This is a genomic window from Faecalicoccus pleomorphus DSM 20574 (genome assembly GCF_000420345.1).
Lineage (GTDB): Bacteria > Bacillota_I > Bacilli_A > Erysipelotrichales > Erysipelotrichaceae > Faecalicoccus > Faecalicoccus pleomorphus.
In genome coordinates, this window is record NZ_ATUT01000017.1 from 1 (window position 1) to 26,381 (window position 26,381).

Annotated in this window: 27 protein-coding genes, 8 tRNA genes and 2 pseudogenes; 11 read left to right on the forward strand and 26 right to left on the reverse strand. The window is 40.0% G+C overall.

Translation table 11 applies throughout. From position 1 onward, the window contains the following. Positions 1–3 precede the first annotated feature (3 nt). The 6 genes and pseudogenes from rpsK to G413_RS11240 all read right to left on the reverse strand — a co-directional run bounded on the left by rpsK (position 4) and on the right by G413_RS11240 (position 3,251). Positions 4–393 (reverse strand): 30S ribosomal protein S11, encoded by a 390-nt coding sequence (rpsK, locus tag G413_RS0107800; RefSeq protein ID WP_022789336.1) that lies wholly within the window; start codon positions 391–393, stop codon positions 4–6. Between the two features lie 16 nt (positions 394–409). Next, the gene (gene rpsM / locus G413_RS0107805) at positions 410–775 is read right to left on the reverse strand and encodes a 30S ribosomal protein S13 (RefSeq protein WP_022789337.1); all 366 of its coding nucleotides are present in this window, start codon (positions 773–775) and stop codon (positions 410–412) included. A gap of 13 nt (positions 776–788) precedes the next feature. Continuing rightward, entirely contained in the window at positions 789–905 is a 117-nt protein-coding gene (gene rpmJ / locus G413_RS11955; protein WP_081637596.1) for a 50S ribosomal protein L36, read from the reverse strand. A gap of 14 nt (positions 906–919) precedes the next feature. Continuing rightward, positions 920–1,138 (reverse strand): translation initiation factor IF-1, encoded by a 219-nt coding sequence (gene infA / locus G413_RS0107810; RefSeq protein WP_022790349.1) that lies wholly within the window; start codon positions 1,136–1,138, stop codon positions 920–922. Positions 1,139–1,255: 117 nt separating this feature from the next. Further along, a complete protein-coding gene (locus tag G413_RS0107815) occupies positions 1,256–2,275 on the reverse strand; it encodes an MmcQ/YjbR family DNA-binding protein (protein ID WP_162138402.1) in 1,020 nt (339 codons plus the stop codon). Further along, positions 2,259–3,251, reverse strand: a pseudogene (locus G413_RS11240) (rod shape-determining protein). The gene G413_RS0107815 and the pseudogene G413_RS11240 overlap by 17 nt, the downstream one beginning before the upstream one ends. A 97-nt stretch (positions 3,252–3,348) precedes the next feature. Here G413_RS11240 and G413_RS0107825 point away from each other — a divergent pair. The 9 genes from G413_RS0107825 (at position 3,349) to G413_RS0107865 (ending at position 4,578) form a co-directional block, all read left to right on the forward strand. Further along, positions 3,349–3,846 (forward strand): hypothetical protein, encoded by a 498-nt coding sequence (locus G413_RS0107825; RefSeq protein WP_022790353.1) that lies wholly within the window; start codon positions 3,349–3,351, stop codon positions 3,844–3,846. A gap of 6 nt (positions 3,847–3,852) precedes the next feature. After that, positions 3,853–3,928: transfer RNA gene (locus G413_RS0107830), tRNA-Val, on the forward strand. A 25-nt stretch (positions 3,929–3,953) separates the two neighbouring features. Then, positions 3,954–4,037, forward strand: a tRNA-Tyr gene (locus G413_RS0107835). A gap of 5 nt (positions 4,038–4,042) precedes the next feature. Further along, positions 4,043–4,118 (forward strand) — tRNA-Gln (locus G413_RS0107840). Positions 4,119–4,124: 6 nt separating this feature from the next. Further along, a tRNA-Gly gene (locus tag G413_RS0107845) sits at positions 4,125–4,198 on the forward strand. A gap of 54 nt (positions 4,199–4,252) precedes the next feature. Further along, a tRNA-Val gene (locus tag G413_RS0107850) sits at positions 4,253–4,328 on the forward strand. 12 nt (positions 4,329–4,340) lie between these two features. Continuing rightward, a tRNA-Thr gene (locus G413_RS0107855) sits at positions 4,341–4,416 on the forward strand. A gap of 8 nt (positions 4,417–4,424) precedes the next feature. Beyond that, positions 4,425–4,500 (forward strand) — tRNA-Lys (locus G413_RS0107860). A 4-nt stretch (positions 4,501–4,504) separates the two neighbouring features. Further along, a tRNA-Gly gene (locus G413_RS0107865) sits at positions 4,505–4,578 on the forward strand. Between the two features lie 255 nt (positions 4,579–4,833). Here the strand turns inward: G413_RS0107865 and G413_RS11245 are convergent. From G413_RS11245 to G413_RS0107945, 13 genes are all read right to left on the reverse strand, one after another. After that, positions 4,834–5,421: a thioredoxin domain-containing protein gene (locus G413_RS11245; protein ID WP_022790354.1), complete on the reverse strand. Its 588-nt coding sequence runs from the start codon at positions 5,419–5,421 to the stop codon at positions 4,834–4,836. 195 nt (positions 5,422–5,616) lie between these two features. Next, positions 5,617–5,838 (reverse strand): ArsR family transcriptional regulator, encoded by a 222-nt coding sequence (locus G413_RS11785; RefSeq protein ID WP_051130179.1) that lies wholly within the window; start codon positions 5,836–5,838, stop codon positions 5,617–5,619. 15 nt (positions 5,839–5,853) lie between these two features. Further along, positions 5,854–6,621 carry a nitroreductase family protein gene (locus G413_RS0107880; RefSeq protein ID WP_027969123.1) on the reverse strand — a complete coding sequence of 256 codons (768 nt, stop codon included), beginning with the start codon at positions 6,619–6,621 and terminating at the stop codon, positions 5,854–5,856. A gap of 377 nt (positions 6,622–6,998) precedes the next feature. After that, complete coding sequence (locus tag G413_RS11255; RefSeq protein WP_022790357.1) at positions 6,999–9,299, reverse strand: HAD-IC family P-type ATPase; 2,301 nt, start codon at positions 9,297–9,299, stop codon at positions 6,999–7,001. A gap of 333 nt (positions 9,300–9,632) precedes the next feature. After that, on the reverse strand, positions 9,633–9,842 hold the full coding sequence (locus G413_RS0107900; protein ID WP_022790359.1) for a hypothetical protein: 210 nt from the start codon (positions 9,840–9,842) through the stop codon (positions 9,633–9,635). Positions 9,843–9,888: 46 nt separating this feature from the next. Beyond that, positions 9,889–10,641 carry an ABC transporter ATP-binding protein gene (locus G413_RS0107905; protein ID WP_022790360.1) on the reverse strand — a complete coding sequence of 251 codons (753 nt, stop codon included), beginning with the start codon at positions 10,639–10,641 and terminating at the stop codon, positions 9,889–9,891. Further along, positions 10,634–11,488, reverse strand: a complete 855-nt coding sequence (locus G413_RS0107910; RefSeq protein ID WP_022790361.1) for an ABC transporter permease — start codon at positions 11,486–11,488, stop codon at positions 10,634–10,636. Before G413_RS0107910 ends, G413_RS0107905 begins: the two co-directional genes overlap by 8 nt. A gap of 16 nt (positions 11,489–11,504) precedes the next feature. Then, complete coding sequence (locus G413_RS0107915; RefSeq protein ID WP_022790362.1) at positions 11,505–12,476, reverse strand: ABC transporter substrate-binding protein; 972 nt, start codon at positions 12,474–12,476, stop codon at positions 11,505–11,507. Between the two features lie 374 nt (positions 12,477–12,850). Next, positions 12,851–13,435 carry a sugar O-acetyltransferase gene (locus G413_RS12495; protein ID WP_022790363.1) on the reverse strand — a complete coding sequence of 195 codons (585 nt, stop codon included), beginning with the start codon at positions 13,433–13,435 and terminating at the stop codon, positions 12,851–12,853. Positions 13,436–13,484: 49 nt separating this feature from the next. After that, the gene (locus G413_RS0107930; RefSeq protein WP_022790364.1) at positions 13,485–14,546 is read right to left on the reverse strand and encodes a branched-chain amino acid aminotransferase; all 1,062 of its coding nucleotides are present in this window, start codon (positions 14,544–14,546) and stop codon (positions 13,485–13,487) included. An 11-nt stretch (positions 14,547–14,557) separates the two neighbouring features. Continuing rightward, positions 14,558–15,352: an ABC transporter ATP-binding protein gene (locus G413_RS0107935; protein WP_022790365.1), complete on the reverse strand. Its 795-nt coding sequence runs from the start codon at positions 15,350–15,352 to the stop codon at positions 14,558–14,560. Between the two features lies 1 nt (position 15,353). Next, positions 15,354–16,268: an ABC transporter permease gene (locus tag G413_RS0107940; RefSeq protein WP_022790366.1), complete on the reverse strand. Its 915-nt coding sequence runs from the start codon at positions 16,266–16,268 to the stop codon at positions 15,354–15,356. Position 16,269: 1 nt separating this feature from the next. Continuing rightward, positions 16,270–17,256, reverse strand: a complete 987-nt coding sequence (locus tag G413_RS0107945) for an ABC transporter substrate-binding protein (RefSeq protein WP_022790367.1) — start codon at positions 17,254–17,256, stop codon at positions 16,270–16,272. A 138-nt stretch (positions 17,257–17,394) separates the two neighbouring features. Here G413_RS0107945 and asnA point away from each other — a divergent pair, with 138 nt between their 5' ends. Next, positions 17,395–18,402 carry an aspartate--ammonia ligase gene (gene asnA / locus G413_RS0107950; protein ID WP_022790368.1) on the forward strand — a complete coding sequence of 336 codons (1,008 nt, stop codon included), beginning with the start codon at positions 17,395–17,397 and terminating at the stop codon, positions 18,400–18,402. Between the two features lie 38 nt (positions 18,403–18,440). Here the strand turns inward: asnA and G413_RS0107955 are convergent, their stop codons facing one another. The 7 genes from G413_RS0107955 to G413_RS0107990 form a co-directional block, all read right to left on the reverse strand. Continuing rightward, positions 18,441–19,142: an HAD family hydrolase gene (locus tag G413_RS0107955; RefSeq protein WP_022790369.1), complete on the reverse strand. Its 702-nt coding sequence runs from the start codon at positions 19,140–19,142 to the stop codon at positions 18,441–18,443. Positions 19,143–19,175: 33 nt separating this feature from the next. Further along, positions 19,176–19,706: a DapH/DapD/GlmU-related protein gene (locus tag G413_RS0107960; RefSeq protein WP_022790370.1), complete on the reverse strand. Its 531-nt coding sequence runs from the start codon at positions 19,704–19,706 to the stop codon at positions 19,176–19,178. Then, a complete protein-coding gene (locus G413_RS0107965) occupies positions 19,703–21,052 on the reverse strand; it encodes an MATE family efflux transporter (RefSeq protein ID WP_022790371.1) in 1,350 nt (449 codons plus the stop codon). Before G413_RS0107965 ends, G413_RS0107960 begins: the two co-directional genes overlap by 4 nt. Positions 21,053–21,129: 77 nt before the next feature. After that, the gene (locus G413_RS0107970) at positions 21,130–22,275 is read right to left on the reverse strand and encodes a DHHW family protein (protein ID WP_162138403.1); all 1,146 of its coding nucleotides are present in this window, start codon (positions 22,273–22,275) and stop codon (positions 21,130–21,132) included. 18 nt (positions 22,276–22,293) lie between these two features. Next, positions 22,294–23,655, reverse strand: coding sequence for an MBOAT family O-acyltransferase (locus tag G413_RS0107975; protein WP_022790373.1), 1,362 nt, complete (start codon positions 23,653–23,655; stop codon positions 22,294–22,296). A gap of 13 nt (positions 23,656–23,668) precedes the next feature. Next, positions 23,669–24,142, reverse strand: coding sequence for a DUF4358 domain-containing protein (locus G413_RS0107980; protein WP_022790374.1), 474 nt, complete (start codon positions 24,140–24,142; stop codon positions 23,669–23,671). Between the two features lie 260 nt (positions 24,143–24,402). Further along, positions 24,403–25,161: an alpha/beta hydrolase gene (locus G413_RS0107990; RefSeq protein ID WP_022790376.1), complete on the reverse strand. Its 759-nt coding sequence runs from the start codon at positions 25,159–25,161 to the stop codon at positions 24,403–24,405. 193 nt (positions 25,162–25,354) lie between these two features. Between G413_RS0107990 and G413_RS12425 the strand changes: the two are divergent. After that, positions 25,355–26,251, forward strand: a pseudogene (locus tag G413_RS12425) (Na/Pi cotransporter family protein); the annotation flags it as partial. Positions 26,252–26,381: the final 130 nt, after the last annotated feature.

The window sequence follows — 26,381 nt, forward strand, 5'->3', positions numbered from 1 at the left end:
TTTCTATCCACGAGGTCGTTTTGGCGGACGACATCCATTGTGTGGAATTGGGGTCACATCATTGATCATCGTGATGCTCAGTCCGGCTACCTGCAAGGCTCTGACAGCTGCTTCACGTCCCGGCCCCGGTCCTTTCACTTCCACGCTGACCGTCTTCATTCCATGATCCATTGCAGCCTTACCCGCTGCTTCTCCGGCTAGCTGTGCCGCATACGGTGTGCTCTTTCGGCTTCCCTTGAACCCTAAGGCCCCCGCACTGCTCCATGCTACCGCGTTTCCACTCTCATCTGTGATCGTTACGATCGTATTGTTGAAAGTCGAGTGGATATGTGCACATCCGCGTGCTATATTCTTCTTGACGCGGCGTTTTCCTCTTCTCTGTACCTTTGCCATACTCTACTCTTCCTTCCTACTTCTTCTTGTTGGCTACCGTCTTCGCTTTCCCTTTGCGTGTTCTCGCATTGGTCTTCGTTCTCTGTCCTCTGACCGGCAGTCCCTTTCTGTGTCGGATCCCTCTGTAGCATCCGATCTCCATCAGTCGCTTGATGTTCAACTGTACTTCTCTTCGCAGATCCCCTTCGACCTTGATCTTGTCGATGGCCTTTCGGATCGCGTTCATCTGTTCTTCACTTAGATCCTTTACACGGATGTTCTCATCGATTTTTGTCTCTTCCAATACTTTCTCGGACGTGCTCTTCCCGATCCCATAGATATAGGTTAAGGCGATCACCACACGCTTGTCGTTTGGAATATCTACTCCTGCAATTCGTGCCATTGTTTCCTCCTACTTAGTTTCCTTGTCTTTGTTTGTGTTTTGGGTTTTCACAAATTACCATGACGCGACCCTTGCGTCGTATTACTCGGCATTTGTCGCACATCGGTTTTACGGATGGTCTTACTTTCATTTGTCTAATCCCTCCTACTTTCTTCTAAATGTTATACGCCCACGTGTTAAATCATAGGGTGAAATTTCTACAGTTACACGATCACCTGGTAAAATGCGAATGTGGTGCATACGGATTTTACCAGAAACGTGAGCCATGATTTCGTGTCCGTTTTCCAATTTCACCTTAAAAGCAGCATTAGGTAATGTGTCAACAACGATCCCATCGATCTCGATCATATCCTGCTTCGACATGAATTCTACAACGCCTCCTTACTGAATAATGAAATGACTTGGCATAAATAGCCATCTATCATTCTACCAAACAAAAGCAAAAAAAGCCAAGAAAACATGCACTTTTTCCTGACTTTTTTATTCTTCCAACAATTTAACCAGCGCTTTGGGCACATGGCGAGGCCCTCGCACCGATTTGATCCCATATTCTTTTAAGCGTTCCAAAGCAAATTCTGAAATATCATAACGCTTTTTCAACTTTAAACGCATAGCTTTCTGCATATGAATATTTTCATTCTCAAATACATGATCCAGATTGGCTTCTACGATCTCACATTGATAGAAGATACTGGAATAAGGACTTGATACATATAAGAAAACAATATCATTTTCGTACATAGGTACCGACTGTTTCCAAAGCGTGATATCCGTATCATCAAAAATATGGATCATATCATAATAATTGGCATTGGCGGGAATCAACCAGTACGGATCCGGACTGTTGATGATATAACTTTGTCGTATAACATCCATAACCACTTCATCACTTACCGTATCATCCAGACAAACTGAAATCCAACTCTTTTTATTCATATGATAGGCCGGATAAAATCCGGGCTCTACTATCTTTGCAGCACATTGTTCATCCAACTTTACATTAAGTATGTCTATGAAGCCCTGTGCTTTGTTTTTTAATTTATCGGCTTTGATATGCTGTATGATTCCAAACCATTTCCCATTCTTAGGATGACGAAATACACCACTAAGTGGATCTCTCTTCCATAAAAATTCCGGACTAACCTGGTATCCCTCCAGTATCTTTTGCGCAATTCGATTGGCTTGTTTGGATACAAAAGGCGTTTCCTTAAAGCAGTGTACGCGTATATCCTTTAACAATGCGATATACGCTTCTCGAATTTCTGAAACAAAAGTTCCATTTTGACTTTCGATTCGATAGTTAACATATTCTTCATCCAAGGCCGTATCCCATATCGTTCCCTTTACATGACCATCCTTAAACACAAATACAATCATTTTAAAACCAGGAACCTGATTTGTGACATAACGATATCCCTTTTCTTCTTTGATAAAGCCATAAGATACAAGCAAGTTCCAATCTACGGTGTATTTTCTAAAGATCTCATCTTCCAGCATCATTTTCACCCATACGTTCCAATAGGATTTCCAGACCTTGTGACACTGTGCTTTGTGGATCATCCGTCACATAGAACGGGCAGTTGACTAAACTCTGCAGGTTTTCTTTCAATCCCTTTAACAACATGGTCCCGCCGCAACAAATGATTCCTCGCATGCGTACATCTTCCTGTTGTTCAGGACTTAGGTCTGCCAAAAACTGATAGATCCATTTAGCCTATTGTTCACACAAAGGATACAACACTGGAACCAGCATATTTTCATCCAACTGAAGCGACATCAACTTCTGGCTCTGTATATTCACACCCTGTATCAACATAGTTTTTGGCTGTTTTTGTATTTGTGTTTGTCCAATATTGATCTTGATCTTTTCCGCTGTAGAATCACTGATCTGCATATGACAACTTTGACGCAGCCATTTTTGGATAAGCAAATTAACATGCCTTCCCGCCACTTTATACTGACTGCTTCTTTGCATCTGCCCGTTACTGAATACAGCAATATCACAATTAGAAGAACCCAGGTTTAATACACAGCTGGCAACAGGAATAAACAGATTTAACTGCGCACCGATGGCTGCTACCCAGATTTCCTGTTCAAAATAGACACGATAAGCACCAAACTCTAATAAGTGCTGCTTCAATTCTTCCCTTTGTTGACGATTTAACGCCATCGGATAACTAAACAGTAGAACCGTTTTCTTAAACATTCGAAAAACTTTATAATCATAGATCAGCTGTTCCAACAAAGCATGTAAGGCATCAAAGTCAATCTTGTTTTGTGATAAAGGCGAAATGACACGGATTTTTTGATCTAAAGATTCTTTCATTTCCTTTGCCTCATCACCGATGGCAAGTACGTTGCCTTTTTGATCTAATGCGACCATGCAGGCTTCATCAAAGAGCAAGCCTTCGTTTTCCGTAACCAGTCGAATTTTATCGGCTCCTAAATCAATACCTACTCGGATCATAATCTTCATCACTTTCTCTATATAATATTCTGTATATAATATAAGTATAGCATAGTTAAAAGCCAGACTCTATGTTATACTATAAGTGCGCATTCATGTATAGATCATGAAAATAGAAATCATTTCTTCAGAGAATAAAAAATTGGAGATTCCAACCGACTTTACACTTTTGACGATCATAGAGCATTTGGAAACGGAAAAAGGAAAACAATATCTGGATTATTGGCTGGATTGGGAAGAATTGTTTACCCAAATTCATCTGCCCATATGGATTCTAACGCAAGATGAAAGCACAACCATACAGAATTTTTTGGATACGTATGCCACAAGTCTTCAAGTAGGAAGATGTACAAATGAAGATTTATTTGATCAACTTGGCTGTATTCGTCAAAAATTTGTTTTTGGAAAAACTTATACGATCTTAGATCCGGCGATTTATCTTTTTTATCAGGATACGCTTGTTTATAAGTCGATTCGTACCCACAATAAAGCTATCGGAGAGGCCTATTTAAAGGGATTGGATATCCAATATAAAAAAATTGTGGAAAATTTCAGAAAAAAATTGACATCCAAAAAAGAATTTGATAGTATAAGAAAGCGCTAAATGAATGGAGGCTTAGCTCAGTTGGGAGAGCATCTGCCTTACAAGCAGAGGGTCAGCGGTTCGAGCCCGTTAGCCTCCACCATTTTTTAGCCCCAACAATTTAACATGGAGGAGTAGCGAAGTGGCTAAACGCGGCAGACTGTAAATCTGTTCCTTCGGGTTCGGCAGTTCGAATCTGTCCTCCTCCACCATTTCTTGGGGTATAGCCAAGCGGTAAGGCACAGGACTTTGACTCCTGCATTTCACTGGTTCGAATCCAGTTACCCCAGCCACTAAATGCAGGTGTAGTTCAATGGTAGAACAACAGCTTGCCATGCTGTATACGGGAGTTCGATTCTCCTCACCTGCTCCAGTGTATTTTATGCTTGACTGCCCTAAAAACATCTGCTATTATTGTATGGCAATTGGAGGCTTAGCTCAGTTGGGAGAGCATCTGCCTTACAAGCAGAGGGTCAGCGGTTCGAGCCCGTTAGCCTCCACCATTATTATTTTGTGCCGACTTAGCTCAATTGGTAGAGCAACTGACTTGTAATCAGTAGGTTGTGGGTTCGATTCCTATAGTCGGCACCATTATTTTTGACCCGTTAGCTCAGCTGGTAGAGCATTTGACTTTTAATCAAAGGGTCGGGCGTTCGAATCGCCCACGGGTCACCACTTTGCAGGTGTAGTTCAATGGTAGAACTTCAGCCTTCCAAGCTGACTACGTGAGTTCGATTCTCATCACCTGCTCCATTGTACACGAAGCCTTTGTTTAAAGGCTTTTTTATTTGTCTACCAACACCAATCCCTTTCCATATAGACCAAAGCAGCTGTAACGAATAGATGATTTGCACAGATCATCTATTCGTTACAGCTCTTTTTCAAGAGTATTTAAATACAACTAATTATACAAAAAAGACCAGGATATTTAACTTGTTGAAATCAAATATTTTGGTCTTTTTTTAGAACTTTGGCTGTATATGACTTGTTACAGTCCATTTGTTGTTATCATTCAAAAAATTCTTCGTAGATCTTTTTAAGTTCCTGTGTTTCTTCTTCTGTCATTTCTCTTTCATTAGGATCATAGCTATCTACTGTTCCAATATGAGTGTTCTTTACTTTCCCATCTTTCATCTCTACAACCATCGGTACATACAAAGTGAGTTGACCATCTTCATTCGTTTCCATATATTCACCCAAATAATTGATGATTCTTTCCTTTTGTTCATCATCATACAAAAGATTATGATCTTCATCTCTGGTCCTAATATAGTAAACCTTCTTCTGATGTTCTTGTGCCACTTCTTTTAAAACCGGTGCAGCATCCTGGCACCATGGACAATCTTCATAGCCAAAATAATATACGCCATCTTCCTGATTCTCTAGTTTTTGTAACGCATCTTCCATCGTTAACCCTATAAACCAATCGTCTTTTTGATTATCCGCTTCATCAATGCTGCAGGCAGACTGCTCCTCACATCCTTTAGGAATCTCACTCTTTGTTTCCTGTTGCTTATTGATCAAGATCCATAGAACAACACCACATATCATAATTCCTGTACATAGAGTAAATAAGGCAATTTTTCTTTGGTTCATTAAAACTCTCCTTGTTGTTGATTTTTATCTATTGTACACGAATACGCCTATAAAAACTATATATTAACTCTAATTTTATTGATCTAGGTTTTGTTTCTCCTTGATAGCACATTCAATTTTGGAGAACATTTCTTTCATTTGATAAAAAATCATTGTTTGTTTCTTTATAGAATAGTAATTCTTTGTTCCTTCTTTTCAAATTTGAAGAAGCCCGGCATTCTTTAAGATTTGTAAATGATGCGATACAGCCGGTCTTGACAGATAGGTATGTTGTGCAATCTCATTAACACGAAATTCCTTTGGCTCTTGTTCCAACAATGTTAAAAGGATGAGTTGTCTAGTTTCATCTCCCAAAGCTAAAAATACTATACGCAAGCTTAAAAAATCTTGCGAAGATCTTCGATCCTTTTTTGACACACTTCATTCAACGAATTATCGACTTTGGACATGAAGCGCCTCTCTTTGTACACCACGTGCATACTTTATAGAAGGATAGCCAATCACAAGCGTTGTCTGCACTCTTTTACCTTTAGGAATTTTCAACATCCGCCTCAACTTTATAGAAGTATGAGCCGCCAGTGTGAAAAAGCCACTGTATAAAATACCAAGACCATATGCTTTGGCCATAAGCGCCATGGCCGAGGCCGCCAATACCGCATTCGTTTTATCCTTACCGACAACAACGACCACCAAAGGTGCTTTTTTGAAAAAGAAGTGATCATCAATTAGAAAATCTCTATATCTTTTACTAAACAAATTCAGCCCTTTTAAAAGTCTTCGAAACAAGTGTACGGCAATCTCTTCTGCCTGCTCCTGCTCTTTCTGCAACAAGATCAGCTCTACATCTCGCATATTTCTGGCTGTAGGCATATAACGAGCTGCTTCCAGGAGATCTTGTATCACATTATTTGGAATCTCTTTTTTCTGAAATTGACGTATAGAACGATTTGTTTGAATGGTATATAAAAATTCTTTGGGATCCATTTCTTTTTGATCACATTTAATGGGTTCTTGATCAAAGCCTGTCATTGATACCGCATTTTGTGGACAAATTGCCACGCAATGACCACATTTCATACAGTCCTGCGATTGAATTTGTGCTTTGTTTTGTATCAGTCTGATATTTTGTTCCGGACAATCTTTGATGCATTGTCCGCATCCTATACATTTTTGCACTTCAATCTTTATTTCATGTTTCATACTACTTCCTCCAGTTCCGGTAATCAGTCTTTGATCTTCAATTACATAGCTTGTAAAAAATCTTTTCTTTGAATAAAATGCTTCCTTTTCTTTAAAAGCATCTTCCGTAGAAAAAGGGACCAGTTTTCTTTTCCGACTTAACAACTCTTTTGTATTATCATTTCATCATAAAAATGAATAAGTTCTCCCAACCATAAACCGGTCGTTTTTTCAATTGCTCCATATGTGCTTACATTGATTTCCACAATCAGTATCTTTTTCATCGCTACATTCCTTTCGTTGATTCGTTTAAACCACTATACCATAAACCGATTACTTCTGAATGATTGGTAAAGAAGGTCTTTCCCATTACAATAAAAAAGAACAACTCCTGTTAATTAGGAATTGCTCTTTGTCTTAACTTTTGCCAAAAGTAAAATTATGACAAGATAAAGGATCATCATACCGATGACAAACCAGCCAGTAAAAGCCAGATGGAATAAATTTTTGAAAATCAATACACCGAAGGTGAATCCAATCACCATAGTAGAAGACACAAACAAACGCAAAGGATTCATCGGAATACACGATTTCACAACCGCCAGCATACTGATATAAACAATGCCATAATACATGATGGTCTGTGTATTTATCGTTTCTTCGGTAAAGAAATGAATACCGCAAATATAGACTAAGATCATCAGGGCAAACGGAAGTGCCTTTTTCAAAACCACCGGTAAAAAATCCTTAGGAACCGGATGATGATTTGGCTCCATCATCGTTACAAACGAAGGCCAGGCTTCAATAGCCGCATCAATCAATGTGATCTGAATCGGTATAAACGGAAAGCCAAAGCTAAAGTCTGCTCCACCAAAAATAGAAAGCACACAAATCACCGACAACAATACTGAATAAATCGTTTTAATAAAGAATACACCCGCTACACGAGTAATATTGTTGACGACGCGTCTTCCTTCAAAAAGAACATCCGATAAGTTTTTAAAAGAAGAATCCAACAATACAATTTCCGAAATCTGTTTGACCGCATCGTTTCCCTGGGCAATCGCAATACTACAGTCTGCTTCTCTTAAAGCCAAAATATCATTGACACCATCCCCTGTCATCGCAACCTGATGGTTTCTTGACTGTAAGCCTTTGACCAGCCATTTTTTCTGTTGTGGAGAAACACGCCCAAAGACCACATTTTCCTCTGCCAGTTTTCCATAATCCGCCGTATCATCATATTGCGAAAGATCGACCACTTTATGTGCATCAATCACCCCTGCCTGCTTGGCCAGGGCACTGACCGCATCCACATGATCTCCGGAAATGATTTTGATCTGTACTCCTTCTTTATGAAAACGCTGAATGGTATCCTGACAATTTTCACGCAGCACATCTTGAATCACAACCAGATATAAGGCATCGATCTTTGGAAGATTTTGATCAACGCTTACTTTCGCTGTTGTCTTTCCGATCACAATGACACGATTTCCTTTTTTCATTTCCTGTTGGGCCTGATCCGGAACACGTTGACATAAACGCTCCGGCGCCCCTACAACATATGTTACACCATCAAAGCTGATCGCACTCCATTTTCTCTCTGAAGAAAACGGAATCTTTTTAGTTGGCGTATAGATATCCTCTGCTTTAAAATATTGAGCCATTGCCTCAAAGGTCGCATTGGAATCTGTACTGTGATGTAAATACGATGCGATATGATCCGCATCCTCTTTAGACACTGTATTCAACTCTACAACATGATCCACTTTCATTTTTCCTGTTGTCAGCGTACCGGTTTTATCCAAACAAAGCACATCTACATGAGATAACGTTTCCAAGGCATACAAACGTTGCACCAGGATTTTCTTTTTTCCCAAACGAACGATACCGGCAGCCAAAGAAATACTCATCAAAAGCACCAATCCCTTAGGAAGCATCCCCAATAAAGCCGCAGAGCTGCTGACAACACTTTGATATAAGCCCTCATCTCGCATTAAAAATGCTTCAATGAATAGTAGAATTCCTAACGGAATGATCAAAAAACAAGTAAAACGTGTGACCTTCTTCATTGAATTCAGCAACTGTGAATTTACCGGTTTCCACGTACTTGCCTGATCAGCCAGCTTGTTGGCATAGTTGTCTTTTCCAACATGATTGACCTTTACATAGGCTTGTCCGGCTACGACATAGCTTCCGGAAAGCACTTCATCACCAATTTCTTTTTGAATCGCGTCGCTTTCACCAGTCAAAAGACTTTCATTGACTTCCAGACTCCCTTCAACCAAACTGGCATCACAAGATATCTGCTGTCCTTGTTTTAAGACCATAATGTCATCTAAAACGATCTCATCCGCAATGATTTCCTGAACCCTTCCATCTCTTAATACCATTGCCTTTGGTGTAACCAAAATCGATAAATCATCCACCATCTTTTTTGCCTTTAATTCTTGAATAATACCGATCAGCACATTCATGATAATGATGGCCATAAACAAAAGATTGCTCCAGGCATGCACAAATGCCAGCGCAATGGCAATCAAAAGATTCAATAAGTTAAATAAAGTAAATATATTTTCAATTAAGATATCCTTGGTCGTTCGACTCGCAGATTTTTCCTGTGTATTGACCAATCCCTTTTCTACCCTGTCTTTTACTTCCTTGGAAGTAAGACCCTGCAGATTGTTTTCTTTTCCCATGATACTCCTCCAGACGTCTTAAGATTAATTGTATATGGAATATTTTGAATAATCAACATTTCGATATATTGCTTGTACTAAAAAGTACTCTTGTTTATAATGGGTAAAAAGAAACGGAGGTCTGTATGAATAAGAATATCATTGCGATGCTTCTCTATTTTTTAGCCGCTCTATTATTCCTACTTTATGTATTTATTAAGACACCGACTGTCCTGGCAGGATTTATTGTATTGATCATCGCGGTTATTTACTCTCGGATAAATAAAAAATCTTCTTAAAAAAAATGACAATTCCCTTTCAGGAATTGTCATCGTTCTCGAATTCAATAAAATTTTATAAGTTTTGTGTCACTTCAACTTTTACTTTGTTTTCTGTTTCCAGATCATATGTGATTTTTGCGACTTCATCCAAATGATGTTTTAAGATACCTTGTACCGTATCAAACACCTCGTCTTCCTTTTCCTGGGATGGACAGTCATACTCAATACTGGTCACAACATGTTTTTTCGTAGAAATAGATTTCAATTCATCAATTGCACTCATATTCATATACCTCGTGCTTTTAGTCTAATCTGTTTTTTGCCGTTTGTCAAACCGCATAGTAATTTAGAATATCTGCCGGCTTTAACTTACTTTTTTGGGCAAAATCCATATCCTGAATCAATTTCCCTTCATTTAAGATAAACAGACGATTTCCATTATCCAAAGCATCCTGAATATTATGCGTGATCATTAACGCAGTCATATGCTCTTTTTGAATCAGTTCATTGGTAATTTCCAGAATCTTCTGTGCACTTTTAGGATCCAGAGCCGCTGTATGCTCATCCAACAATAAGATCTTTGGTGGATTTAACACAGCCATCATCAAGGCAACCGCCTGTCTTTGCCCACCGGATAAAAGTCCGATTGGTGTCTTTAAACGATCTTCCAAACCCATGTCCAAAGTTTTCAGCTTTTCCTGAAAATAGGCACGATCCTGTTTATGCACCGCCAGAGAAAACTTTCCATATTTCCCGGAAGAATACGCCAAAGCAAGATTTTCTTCCACAGTTAGATGTGGTGCTGTTCCATGTTCCGGGTTTTGAAACAAGCGGCCGATATAGCGAGCCCGTACATGCTCCTTCTGTCGTGTAATATCTTCCGAATCCAGAAAAATCTTTCCTTTAGCCGGTTTTAACGCACCTGTAATCACATTAAACAATGTACTCTTACCAGCCCCATTACTGCCAAGCATCGTGATAAAATCACCATCCTGAATCGTAGAGCTGAAATCCTCCAATGCGACTTTTTCTAAAGAAGTGCCTTTATTGAAAATGACCGATATATTTTCTAATTTAAGCATTTTCTTTTTCCCTCACTTTCTTTAGATACGGAATGGAAATAGTCAAGGCAACCAGAATGGCAGACATCATATTCATATCGGTTGCCGGAATTCCAAACTGCAAGGCAATCGTATAAAGCACTCTATAAATACAGGCCCCTACAATGGCACTGGCCAATCCAAAACCAATCGTCTTTTTACGCAGAATCGCTTCTCCGATAATGATACCAGCCAACCCTAATACCATCATCCCGGTTCCTCCGGTCACATCGGCAAAATTTTGATATTGGGCCAATAAAGAACCAGATAAGGCAACAAGCCCATTGGATAGAGACATACCTAAAAATTTCATGGTATCTACATTGATACTACTGGATTTGACCATCGTTTCATTATCGCCGGTCGCTCGCAACATCAAACCGGTATTGGTCTTAAAGAACACAAACAAGAGCAGCCCTACACAAACACTGATTACCACCAGAACCAACAAGGTAAACGGAATCATAGTAAACACAGAATCCGTATTCAACAAGGCAATATTGGGAGAGCCGGACATGATTCTTAAGTTGATGGAATAAAGTGCAGTCATGGTCAAGATTCCGGCCAATAACGCATGAATTTTCATTTTTGTCTGTAAAAAAGCTGTGATTAAGCCGCACACACAGCCGGCCAGAAATCCCAACAAAAGTCCCAGTATCGGATGTCCCTGTACCGTACATACCGCACATGTGGCCGCGCCGGTTGTAAAGCTTCCATCCACTGTCAGATCGGGAATATTTAAAATTCGAAACGAAATATATACGCCTAGAGAAAGGATGGAAAAAATCAATCCTAACTCTAACGCTCTTTCAAGTATTGCCAAGGACACAAAGCTCACTCCTATCTTACATCATCACTAAATGTTCGTTATTTTGAATATCTTCCGGTAAGGTAATTCCTAAGGTATCTAATACCTTTTGATTCACATAAATATTCAAATCATCTTTAAAGACCTTTACCGGGATATCGGCAGGACTTTTACCTTTTAAAATTTCATCCACCATATTGGCTGTTTCTTTACCTAAATTTTCATAATCAATACCTACCGTCGCAAAACCGCCGTCCTGCACCATGGAATCAGCACCAGTATAGAATGGAACACCGGCATCGAGTGCAATCTGTGATAAAGCTGCCATACCACTGGCAACCGTATTGTCATTTGGTGCTAATAAGATATCCACTTGTTCACATAGAACACTGGCAGCACTCTGCAGCTCGGTTAAGTTAGAGCCGGTACCTTCCTGTAAGGTCAATCCGTTTTCTTCACAGTATTTCTTTGCTTTTTCTAAATTTGCCTTTGAATTGGCTTCACTGGCATTGTACAAGAATCCAACTGTCTTAACGTCGGGATTGATTTCTTTAGCCAGGTCTAAGATCTGATCAATCTGTACTTCATCGCTAGTTCCTGTAATATTGCCGGATGGTTTATCCATATCTTTGACTAATCCTGCCCCAACCGGATCACTGACGGCACTGAATACGACCGGAATCTCATCAGATACATTAGCCGCTGCCTGCGCTGTCGGTGTGGCAATGGCAACGATCACATCAACCTTTTCATCCTGATATTGTGACATGATCGAAGTCAAGTTACTTGTCTGTCCGGAAGCATCGGTAAAATCATATTTTATCGTCTCTCCGTCTTTATACCCCAGCGTTTCCATCTGTTCTACAAACGCATCGCGAATCGTGTTTAGTGAAGTATGGCTCACTAACTGAGAAACACCTACTGTCGGAATATCCGAACCGGATGAGGAACATCCAAACAATACGCTGCAAGTCAATGCGGCAGCTGCCAATTTTGATAAAGTTTTCATTTTGTCTTCTCCTTTTCTTTATCATTGTTTGGATAGCAATTCGCGGGTATAAAAGAAAAAAGTCCCATGTCAAAATACTTTGACACAGGACAAATCGTTTCTTGATCTGCGGTACCACCTGTATTGGTAAAAATACCCACTCATATAAAATGCTATCACATTTCTCTTGTTGTAACGTACAAGTCACGTCTTGGCTACTCACTCGTTTTCACCTTGCCCTTGGAAGTCCATTTGCAGAACCGTTACGATCAGGCTTTCACCACCCCTGACTCGCTTGGCGCACATCTTTCTGTTTGATCTCTTCCGCCTTGGTTTATTATAGGATACTCCATAAATGAAAATAACGCAACATTTTTATGAAAGAAATTTTCAATTTATTCTTTTTCCATTCCCTCACTGTATTCCAGGCGATCTTCTTGTGTAATTAAACGTTGCACTCTACACGGGTTGCCAAAAGCAATGACACCGTTTGGAATATCTTTAGTCACGATGCTTCCTGCACCGATGATAGAATCCTTTCCAATCGTCACGCCAGGGCAAATGACACAATTGGCTCCAATCCACACATTTTCACCAATGGTAATGGGTTTGGAAGTATTCATGCCTTCTTTTCGCTGTGCTGGAAACACTCCATGCCCGGCACAAGTTATTGTGACATTCGGCCCAATAAAAACGCCATTTCCAATACGTACCGGTGATGTATCTAATATCACACAATTATAATTGATAACACAAAATCCATCAAAATGAATATTAAAACCATAATCGCAATGAAATCCCGGTGCTATATTGACATAATCGTTACAAGTGCCAAACAAAGCCTGTAAGATGTTTTTATTGTCTGGATCTTGATTATGTTGCTGACAAAGATTTCTTGTCTTTTCCTGTAAGGTAAAAGGTGTTTTCGTAAAATGAGCGACATAACCGTCTTTGCTTTGAATCCTCTTTTTTAAATCCATACATTCTCCCGTAGAAAAAAGTTCCGTGCCTGCACAGAACTTCTTCTTTCTATTTTACTTCATGTGTCCAACCGTAGGTATCTTCCAGATCACCCCACTGAATACCAGTTAATGTATCATAAATCTTTTGTGTCAAAGCACCAGTCCTAAAGTCGTTGATCTGCACGACATCACCTTTATAATACAATTCACCAATCGGACTGATGACAGCAGCTGTTCCGGTTCCCCAGGCTTCCTGTAATGTACCATCATGTCCTGCTTTCATCAGATCGTCGATGGCCAAATGTCTTTCTTCTACTTTGTAACCCCAGTCACGCAAGATGTGTAAGATGGAATCACGTGTAACGCCTGGTAAAACCGTTCCTTCGGTCGGTGCTGTAATGATCGTATCGTTGATTTCAAACATTACGTTCATAGAACCTACTTCTTCCACATATTTACGTTCTACACCATCTAACCATAATACCTGTGTATAGCCTAAAGCTTCGGCTTTGACCTGTGCCGCTAAAGAACCGGCATAGTTTCCACCACATTTTGTAAACCCGGTTCCCCCTACCGTCGCACGAACGAATTCGTCTTCTACATAAATCTTGACCGGATTGACACCTTCCGGATAATACGCACCTACCGGTGAACAAATAATGATAAACTTGTAAGAATGCGAAGGATGTACGCCGATAGCCTTTTCCGTCGCAAACATATATGGACGGATATACAGAGATTCGCCTTCTCCTGTTGGAATCCAATCTTTTTCCACACGAACGATTTCTTCTACAGCCTGTACAAAATCATCTTCTTCAATGATCGGCATGCTTAAACGTTTATTGGAATTGATAAAGCGTCGTGCATTCATTTCCGGGCGAAACAACAGAATACGCCCATCTTTGGCTTTGTACGCTTTCATTCCTTCAAAAGTTTCCTGCGCATAATGTAAGACCATACTGGCCGGATCAAATTCAATCGGTCCATAAGGTACGATACGCGCATCATGCCAACCTTGTCCTTCTTCATAATCCATGACAAACATATAGTCGGTCTGATACTTGCCAAATCCCAGATTTCCGGTTGGTTTCTCTTTTAGATCTTTTCTTTCTTCAAAACGAATTTTCATTTCGATTCCTCCTATCCTAACATCATACGGTCATTGGCAAATTCTTCGCCACTGGCTTCTTCAAATTTTCTTAAAAGATCCGAAACTTTTAATTTCTTCTTTTCTTCTCCTCTAACATCATAAATGATCTGCCCTTCATGCATCATAATCAAACGATTACCAATATGAATCGCATCCTGCATGTTATGCGTAACCATCAAAGTTGTCAGGTTTTGTTCACTGACGATTTCCTGTGTCAAATCCAATACTTTTTTCGCCGTCCTTGGATCCAGTGCTGCTGTGTGCTCATCCAACAATAACAGCTTTGGTTTGATCAATGTAGCCATCAATAACGTTAAAGCCTGTCTTTGTCCACCGGACAACAACCCCACCTTTGATGTCATACGATCTTCCAAACCTAATCCTAAGCGCTTTAGCTGTTCATGGAAATTTTCCTTTTCCTTAGGTGTGATACCCCAGCGTAGGCCTCTTTTCTTGCCTCGACGATTCGCCATTGCCAGATTTTCCTGAATGGCCATATCGGCAGCTGTTCCCAACATAGGGTCTTGAAAAACACGTCCGATCATTTGCGCTCTCTGGTATTCTGCCAAAAGCGAAATATTTTTTCCATCCAAATAAATAGTTCCACAATCGATTGGGTACACACCGGCAACCATATTCATCATCGTACTTTTTCCAGCGCCGTTTCCACCGATGATCGTAATAAAATCACCTTCATTTACCACTAAATCAATCGCATTCAAAGCCTTCTTTTCATTGACGGTTCCCGGATTGAACGTCTTCGATACCTTATTGATCTTCAGCATGTTAACGCTCCTTTCCGGTCAGCTTCTTATACATAGAAAGCTGTTTGTGTTTATTCATAACGATTGGAACAGTCAGGGCTATTGCGACTAAAATTGCCGTCAAAAGCTTTAAATCATCCGTATTTAATCCTAACTGTAAAACAACCGCTACAATGATACGATAGATTACAGAACCGACAACGATAGAAGTTAGACGCGTTCCAAATGCACCCTTATGACCAAAAATTACTTCACCGATTACGATAGAAGCCAGCCCGATAACAATAGCACCGATTCCCATACGAACATCCGCATAGCCTTGTTGTTGTGTGACCAAAGCACCGGATAAGGCAATCAAACCATTGGAGATCATCAAGCCCAAAGTTTTAGTAACATTGGTATTAACACCTAAGGCACGTACCATCTGTTCATTATTTCCGGTCGCACGAATGCTGGAGCCAATCTCTGTTCCAAAATACCAATATAAAATCAAAATAACCAACACGGTAACGATCAAGCCGATGATCAAAACGATCCAGTTATTAGAAAGACCCGTCAGATTTTCCAATCCTTCAAAAATATTATCATACTGCAATAAAGGTGTATTGGAACGGCCCATGATTCGCAAGTTGATGGAATATAAACCAATTTGTGTCAGAATTCCGGCCAAGATAGCCGGAATCTGACATTTCGTATGCAATAAGCCAGTCACAAAACCGGCAATAAATCCGGCAATCGTACTTAAAATTAAAGCCAGTACCGGATTTACACCATTCACCAAGCAGACAGCACAGACAGCTCCCCCAGTCGCAAAAGAACCATCTACTGTCAAATCAGCGATATCTAATAAGCGAAATGTGATATAGACGCCTAAAGCCATCAATCCCCATAGGATTCCCTGACTTAAAGCACCCTGCATTGCTAAAACGATTCCCATATTAAGAAGCCGTTTCTACCATTTCCGCATCTTTTGCCAGATCTTCCGGAATTTCGATGCCTAATTCATCCGCAACGCTCTTATTGATCGTTAATACACAATCTTCGGCTGCCAAATACGCAACTGGTGTTTCCGCTGCTGTTGTATCTCCATTTAAGATATCCACAGCCTGTTTAGCGGCCAATTTACCTAATTCATAATAATCGATACCATAGGTAGCCAAACCTCCGTTTTCTACCATACCGCTTTCCCCTACGATGCATGGGATTCCATTGGCATTCGAAACCTGGGCTACAGCAGACATACCCTCGGCTAACAAGTTATCTGTTGGAATATAAATGGCATCCACATTGCCGATCAAGGACTCTGTAACCTGCTGAATAGAACTAGAATCGGCTACCGTAGCTTCCTGCCATTCCAAGCCGGCAGCATCCAAAGCCTCTTCAGCCATTTCCGCCTGAATCTTGGAGTTATCCTCACTGCTGCAATACATCACCGCTACTTTTTTGGCATCCGGTAATAGTTGCTGCAAAAGATCGATTTGTTCTTCAACCGGTGTCAAATCACTGGCTCCGGTTACATTCCCGCCCGGTTTTTCATTATCTTCCAATAATCCGGAAGCAGCAGGATCAGTAACCGCACTGACAATGACTGGAATTTCCGTTGTCTGATTGGCTACACTTTGTGCTGCCGGTGTCGCAATCGCATAAATCAAATCATCGCCATCATTGACAAGCTTTTGCGCAATTGTATCACAGTTGGATAAATCATTGGATGCGTTTTGATAATCAAATGTCGTATTCTCTTCTGTATATCCGGCTTCCTTTAAACCATCCATAAAGCCTTCATAGGCCTGGTCCAAAGCCGGATGCTCGGCCAGCTGAATGATTCCAATTTTCGTTGTGTCTTCGGATTGGGATCCACCTGAACAAGCTGCCAAAGAGAAAGCCGCCGCCAGCGCAAGACCACACTTTAATAAGTTTTTCATAATCTCATCCTCCGCGTTTATAAGTTATGGTTACATTGTATTCTTTCAAAAGATGTAAGTCAATGTAACACGATGAAACTTTTCATATATTTTTACATTTGATATGATATAATAGTTCATATTTTAAGGAGAAAGACTATGAAATTAACAATTCCAGAGCATTACAATCCTGTTCTATCCGTTCGTCAGACACAGGAAGCCATTAAATATATCCGCGATACTTTTCAGCACGAATTTGGAAAAGAGATGAATCTGCTTCGTATTTCCGCCCCGTTATTCGTTGAAAAACGTTCCGGATTAAACGATGATCTTAACGGAATCGAAGAACCAGTTCATTTTACGATGAAGGATATTGGTGACGAACGTATAGAAGTCGTACATTCTTTAGCCAAATGGAAACGTATGGCTTTAAAGAAATATGGCTTTCAGCTGCATGAAGGCTTATATACCAACATGAATGCGATTCGTAAGGATGAAGAATTAGACAACCTGCATTCTGCCTATGTAGATCAATGGGACTGGGAAAAAATACTGACAAAGGAAGAAAGAACAGAAAATGTTCTAAAACAGCATGTTCGCACGATTTTTAAAGTCATCAAACATATGGAGCATGAAGTCTGGTATAAGTATCCGGAAGCTGTTAACCATTTACCGGATAAGATTCACTTCATCACAACGCAGGAGCTTTTAGATAAATATCCGACCTATACGGCCAAAGAACGCGAAAATGCCATCACCAAAGAACTTGGCTGTGTCTTTATCATGAAGATCGGCGACAAGTTATCTAATGGTGAAAAGCACGATGGACGCGCACCGGACTATGATGACTGGCAGTTAAACGGAGATATCTTATTCTGGTACGAACCTTTACAGTGTGCTTTAGAAATCTCCAGTATGGGAATTCGTGTCGATGAAAACAGTCTGGTGGAACAACTTCGTAAAGAAGGAAAAGAAGAACGACTGCAGCTTCCTTTCCATAGAGCCATCTTAGAACAAAGATTGCCTTATACGATCGGTGGCGGGATTGGCCAATCTCGATTGTGCATGTTATTGTTGAAGAAAGCTCATATCGGTGAAGTACAGGCAAGTATCTGGCCGGAAGATATGATCGAAGAATGTTACAAAAACAATATTCAAATACTTTAGGATCTTCGCGATCCTTTTTTTCATGAAAAAAAGCGCCCTTAAGACGCTATAAACTGTAGAAAATCTTCCATGCTCCCTTTTTTATACGCATGTAAATCTTTATTTTTAGAATTGATCAGACAATCCGTAATCAAATACGTATCCATTCCCAGTTCCATGGTAATCATATCTTCCTGTACATCATTGCCTACCATTAAACATTTCTTAGGATCCAGATTCCTCTGCTCCAGGATTTCCCGGTAATAATATGGATTCGGCTTACAGAAACGAGAGTTCTCATACGTTGTGATGTATTCAAAATCATCCGGTTCTAACCCTGCCCAGCGAATTCTTGAATGTGTAGCCACCTGTGGAAAGATAGGATTGGTTGCCAGTACCACTCTTCCCTTTTCCTTACAGGCATCCACGATCTTTTTCGATAATGGATTAAACCCACAGACTTGTTTGGCCGCTTGAAATTCATGAGCATAAAAAGAGTCAAATACCTCTTTATCCTTCATTTTTTCTTCCCCGTAAATCGAAACAAACACTTCCCAGAAACGGTCGTAATTCATACACGAACCATCGTTTTGAATCATCGCATAGGTCCCCTTCCAAATCGAATCGATCAATTGTTTGGCATCATACCCTAAAGGGGCGACCTTTTGAACCAATAATCCAAAATATGTTTTCACAAATTGTTCCTGGTCCATTGGAAGCAATGTTCCGTCTAAATCAAATAATACTGCCTGATACTCCATACAATTCCTCACTTTTTTAAAAAGTATAACATACTAAAACCGATTTGAATCTAGTTTTTTGATGGGTTTGGCCGGGTTTCCTACAACGATCGTATTGGCTTCCACATCCTTAGTCACAACACTTCCGGCACCGACAATGGCATTTTCTCCAATCGTCACGCCCGGCAAAATCGTGGCACCGGCTCCGATCCAGGCATTTTTACCAATCCGAACAGCTTCCACTGTTAAGATATCTCGATCGTAAAAATCATGATTGTTGGTGATTACCTTTACATCCAGGGCAATGCGAACATCATCTTCCATATAGACCTGCCCTGCACTCATGCATTTAAAATATGGCATGATCGTTACATTCTTTCCAATATGGATGTTTTTAGCTAAATTACAGTAAAAAGGCGTATGTACCTTAGAACCTTCCCCAAAATCACCAAACAGTTCCTTTGCAATCTCTTGATATCTTGTTGAGGATGGATCACATTGATTCCATTCAAACAACAACGATTTTGTCCTTTTTCCTTCCGCCTTTCGGTTTTCATCTTCTATACGCAAATCTACAGTTTTCATTTTGTCTTCCTTTCAATCGTTCTTCGAATATAAATATAACAAACAATATCTACGGCAATCGTCAATATCCAGGAAATCGGATAGGATATGTATAACGTTGACAATTCTCGATGTGCCTGAAAGATGGTAAATATCCAAAAGATACGAAATACACAGACCCCCATCATAGATACGAGCATAGGCAAAATCGAATACCCCATTCCTCGTAAACTTCCCACAAATACGTCCATGATACCGCACAAAAAATACGTGGTACAAATAAATGACAATCGAATCAGACCGATCCGGATGACCTCAGGGTCGGCTGAATAAATATGCAGTAAAAAATCACCGCCTAAATAAGCACACCAGCCTAGAATCAGGCCCACACAAACCACAATTCCCAAACATTCCAGAAGAATTTTATCGATTCTTTTAAATTGTTTGGCTCCCATATTTTGCGAGGTAAAACTTAAATTGGTTTGATAGATCGCATTCATCGAAATATACACAAAGTTTTCTATGTTCAAACTGGCGGTATTTCCTGCCATGACGATTGCGCCAAAGCTGTTGACACTGGATTGAATCAATACATTCGATATACTAAATAACATCCCTTGTACACCGGCTGGAACACCGATCTTGACCATCTTGATTCCTTTATCCAAAGAAAAATGAAGACTTTTTCTCTGCAATCGAATAGGCCCTTCATGGGCATGCAGACAAAGCAGTACTAAAATAGCACTAATAGTTTCGGCAACGATCGTTGCGGTAGCTACACCGGCTACACCCCAGTCAAACACAATGACAAAGATCAAATTTAAGACGACATTGACCATACCTGAGATCATTAAAAAATAGAGCGGCCTTTTCGTGTCACCGACGGCTCTTAATAAGGCAGCCCCAAAGTCATAAACAAGCAAGGAAGGCAAACCGATAAAATAGATCTGCATATAAATTGTTGATAAGGGCAATACATCTTCTGGCGTCGCCATCCAGCTCAGTAAAGTCCCAGCCGCAAAAAAGCCAAACACACCCATAAACAATCCGCCAAACAAGGCAAATAAAATGCCGGTATGAACAGCTTTTTGCGCATTCTCTTCATCTCTGGCACCGATATATTGTCCAACCAATACATTGGCTCCAATAGAAATTCCTAAAAACAGATTGATCAGTAAATTGATCAAACTGGATGTCGAGCCAACCGCTGCCAAAGCCTTGCTGCCGGTAAATCGTCCTACCACAATGACATCAGCCGCATTAAATAAAAGCTGTAAGACACCGGACAGTATAACTGGTATAGAAAAGACGATCAATTTGGAAAAGATCGGCCCTTGTATCATATCCATTTGTCTTGCGTGCTTCATAAACATCCTTCTTTCACAGGCCGTATTATACTCGTTTTTTCAAAATTGTATAGAAAAAAAGCCGCCGAAACGACTTTTTATTCCTCTGCAGAAACATTTAGACAATCCGCAATGGATGTATCCTGCATCAATGTATTTGAATTATATAGAAACAAGATATCGGTAATCAATTGAGAGTCCAACAGCTTTGATACATCTTCAAAGTAGTAACGAGGATCGATGACATCAATCGTTCTAAAATGCGGGATTAAAAATTGAATCATAGAATTGGCATACGAATCCTTGATCAACAACAGATGCCGATCACTATCATTATCCATTTCCAGGGAAATTCTTCCGGTGTTCCCTGACAAAAAGACCGTATATTGATCTTTGGTATGCAAAGCATCCATAGAATAAATGGAACGTGAGGAGTCCCCGCTTGTTTCATCGGTCATGATATATTCACTGTTTTCTTTTGGCACATAAATATCAATTTGATCTTCCATAAAGGCGCTTCCGACCTTACCGGATAAAGTCCCTTTAAAATCAGTGGAAACAGGATATACATCATAATCAGAGCTTTCTGTTTGTCCCAGATCCATACTGGAAGCTAAAACCTGATAGGCATAAAAACTTCCTAAAGAAGTCCAGTGATGATCGGTCTTATAATAGAGATATTCGTTTTTATGCTCTTTAAAGGATTCACGAACATCCACCTTTTGAATTGATGCATCTAATTTGGATAGATAATCGTCGATCTGTGCATTCTGATCCAATGGTGTCGCAAAAGAAGGCAGCTTATCCGATTGTACACTAACCGCATTAGGTGCTAACAGAAAATACGATGCTTTACCGGAGCTTGTGCAAAACTGATTGATCGCCTGAATATTTCTTTCCTTTTGTTCTTCGTTGACAGCGCTGGTATCTTCAATCAATGCGCCTTTGCCCAAATATACATCATCGATCTTTTTAACACCTGTCATCTTACTGATCAGATACTTTAACTGAATCCATTGATCTCGTCCTACAAACTGATCCGAATACCAGTTATTGACATCTTTAAAAAATTGACCGTCATTGATAGAAGACAAGCTGATGGCCGGAAACTGCTGCAGCGACCGGTTCTCCATCGAAGATGTCTTGGCATCAGGCCACAACAAATTCAATACGCATACGATCACGACACAAACCGCAAGAATCGGACTCATTTTTTTCGATAATTTTGTCATTTTATCTTTCATATTCATCCCATCCCCTATTTAGAACGCAAAATACAAGAAGCTCTGATATGTACTGCCTACTACAAAAGCGATACTGATACCAAAGAAAACCAGATATAAAACCGTAAAGGCTAACACCATTCGATTTCCTTTGACCTGCATCAATCTTTCTTCGATACGATCAAACAGTGTACCTGAAAGCAGGATACCGATTATAAATAAGACTAAATGCCCGGTCAGCACAAATAAGGCTTCCGTGTTGACTAACTCTGCGAAGTGGAACATGCGACCGATCGTTCCAAACGCATCCATAATACTTGGGCTGCAGAAAAATACCCAACCGATCAATACGACAACCAAGGTATAAAGATGACCTACAATGCGCGGCAGCTTCTCCAAAATAGGACGAAGCACAAATTTCTCCAACAAGAGAAAGGCACCGTAATAAAGTCCCCATAATATAAATGTCCAATTAGCACCATGCCATAAACCGGTCAAAAACCATACGATCAATATATTTCGCACATAATCATGACGATTGCCGCCTAAAGGTATATAGACATAATCACGAAACCATCTTGATAAGCTGATATGCCATCTTCGCCAGAAATCCTGTACGCTGACTGCCACATACGGATGATCAAAGTTTGGTTTTAGATCAAATCCAAACATACGTGAAATCCCAATGGCCATATCACTATAACCACTAAAATCGAAATAGATTTCCAACATATAGCTAAGGGCATAAAGCCAGGCTCCCAACATACTTGTGTTTTGTGACAGGCTGGAGAATACAAGAGCAAACTGATCTGCCAGAAGCGCTTTTTTGATCAAGCCTTTGACAAATAACAGGATGCCGGAATAAAACATCTCTTTTTGGAAAGGATGGTAGGAAAACTGATGTTCCATATCATGATAAAAGGCGATAGGACCACTGGTGATCTTTCCAAAAAAGGCAATATACAATCCTAAATACAATGGATTTTTCTGTGCCGGGCTGGTACCTTTATATACATCAGCCAGATAAGACAAAGCACTAAAAGTAAAGAAGGAGAGCCCTACCGGCAATGTGATATCAAAGCCTTCCAGCCCTACTATGCCCAATAAAAAATTCGTATATTTAAAAGCACCCAAAATCAAAAGATTAACGGCAACGGATAACCAAAAGTTTATCTTTCTTTGCCGCTCATCTTCTTCCTGCATCAACTGCAGACCACTGATATAATTCCATGCGATGCTCAAAAGCAACAATAAAACATAATACGGCTCATTCCATGCATAGAACAACAAGCTAAGCACAAACAATACAATATTTTTTAAAAACTGTGACGGCAAGAAGCGATAAAGAAGCACGGATATCGGTAAGAAACAAAATATAAAAATCAAAGAATTAAATACCATACACGCACCCCCCTTATAAGCTTTCCAAGAATTGTTCATCCATTGTTTTGGCATTCGTATCGACCACATACAATGCATAATTCGCCTGTATATCCACAACAGCCTGCTTTAATAACTGCACCTGATCCGGCGCATAGCCGTCATATAAGTTTGTCTGCTCGGCAATACGACTTTCAATGGCTTGTTGAAACGCATTTTTTTGATCCGGATCCTTAAACTGCACCAATACATATTCATTGGCCTGCATGACATCATCGATCTTAAAATATGCGATTCGTTCATATGCTTCCGGATCTAATCCCAAATTTTTTCGTATTGCCTGATTATCCTGCTGTAACAGAGCGCTTAAATCTAAATTCTCCTGTACTTTGGATAACACAACACCAAAATCCTCTTTACTCATCTTTGGACCGCTAAAGACATTCAATATGAGTATGATCAATAAAAGAAACACAACACCTTTGGCGGCCCATAAACCATACTTCATCAAAATTCCCCCTTAATTCTTATGACATGATCTATGTATTTTTCACTGTTTCTTCTCTTCATAACCTATTTCCTCTTTTGTCATTTATTTTAGCACAAGTACGACATACAGAGAGAAAAGATTTATGACTTTTTACAAGATAAACTTATTCATTCTTTGATGAATGAAAAGAAAGGAAAAAAGCCTCCTGTCGGAAGCTTTCCAACCTTTATTGATCAATTGAATATCAAATTAAAATTTGTTCGTTCTTTTGAGATGTTTTAGGAGCGCCACAAATAATCAAAGACAGCTTTATTTTGTTGGCCCCATGTTGTTTCATTATGTTGACCGTTTTCGATCAGACGAAAAATAGCAGATGCATTACGCGCTGTAAATTCATTGACAAGCATCTTCATATCATTGATTCTTTGATCTTGAAATACACTTTTTGCTAGTTCCTTTGTTCCCCAGCTTAAATATACTCTTGTATCCGGTGAAAGACTGGTTTTCTGAAATTCAGAAAGGATCTTTTCTTTACAGCCAAACACAGCACTGGAAAGACAAGCGGCTTTTGAGAAAATCGAATTGTAATGAAGAATTCCGTACAAAGCCATAAGACCTCCCATACTGCTTCCACCAATGCCGGTACATTCACGTAAAGGCATCGTACGATACCGAGAGTCAATATAAGGCTTTAGTTCATTGACCATCCAATCCATCAGCTGATCGCCTTTACCGTAAACATGGCCTAAATACGGTGTTGAAAACGTATAAGGACTAAATTCCGACAATCGTTGGTTTCCCTCGTGATTACATTCCAATCCTACAATGATAAACGGTTTGTCATAAGAATTTAAAAATGTTTCCAGGCTCCAAGAAGTTCCATAGGTCGCATCTGCATCATTAAATAGGTTATGCCCGTCAAACATATACATGACAGGATATCGTTCTGTACTGTTTTTGTAGTCTTGCGGAAGATGAATGTGCAAAGTTCGATAAGTTGAAAAAGGTGTTATAAAAACTTGTTCTTTTTGAATCATGAAGAACACCTCCCTGCTGTTAATATTGTAACATGAAAAGGGTTACGTATAAACATACAGAACTTGGATAAGATAATACTTTCCTGCTCATTCTTTTGTGTCAGAAATATTACTCTCTATATTTATTATTTTTATTGAAATCATATATTTTTCCTTTTATTATGTAGAAGTATAACTTGTTAAGGAGAAAACTATGGATCTTTCTTTAATTTTGAAGCTACTTGGGGGTCTAGCCCTGTTTTTGTATGGGATGCAGATGATGTCCGATGGTCTGGAAAAAGCAGCCGGTGACCGGTTGAAGACTATCCTGGAAAAGCTGACATCCAATCGTATTCTTGGTGTTATCGTAGGAGCCTTAATTACGGCAGCTATTCAGTCCAGCAGTGCTACAACCGTTATGGTCATCGGATTTGTCAACGCCCGTTTAATGAGCCTGCAGCAGGCTGTTTAGATCATCATGGGTGCCAATATCGGTACGACCATCACCGGGCAGCTGGTGGCCCTGAATGTCAGTGAGATTGCACCGCTGATTGCCTTTGCCGGTGTCGTATTGATTGTTTTTTTGAAGAATCCAAAGCTTCATTATTTTGGGTCGATCATTGCCGGTCTGGGTATTTTGTTTATTGGTATGGATATGATGTCTTCGTCCATGAGTCCGCTTAGAGAATCCGAAGCGTTCATTTCATTGTTAACAAACTTCTCCAATCCTGCCATTGGTATCCTGGTAGGCGCTTTATTCACAGCTCTCATTCAAAGCTCTTCGGCTTCCTTGGGTATCTTGCAGGCACTGGCCCGGAGTGGTTTGATTGGTTTGGATGGAGCCGTATTCGTATTGTTTGGTCAAAACATTGGTACGTGTATTACGGCCATTTTGGCATCCTTTGGAACAAGTCGAGAAGCCAAGCAGACAACGATTATTCACTTGAGTTTTAATATCATCGGTACGATCATCTTTACTACGGTATGTTTATTGACACCTCTCACTTCGGTTGTGGCCGGATGGTCACCGGATAATGCAGCTCAACAGATTGCCAATATGCATACGTTGTTTAATGTGGTCACCACCCTGTTATTGTTGCCGTTTGGAACTTATTTAGCAGCTTTTGCCCAGCACGTTCTTCCAAGTGAAAAATTATCGGTAGATTCAGAAGGATTAATGTATTTGCAGCCTCTACCTAAGAGTAATAAAATCATCGGTTTATCCGCTATCAATATACAAC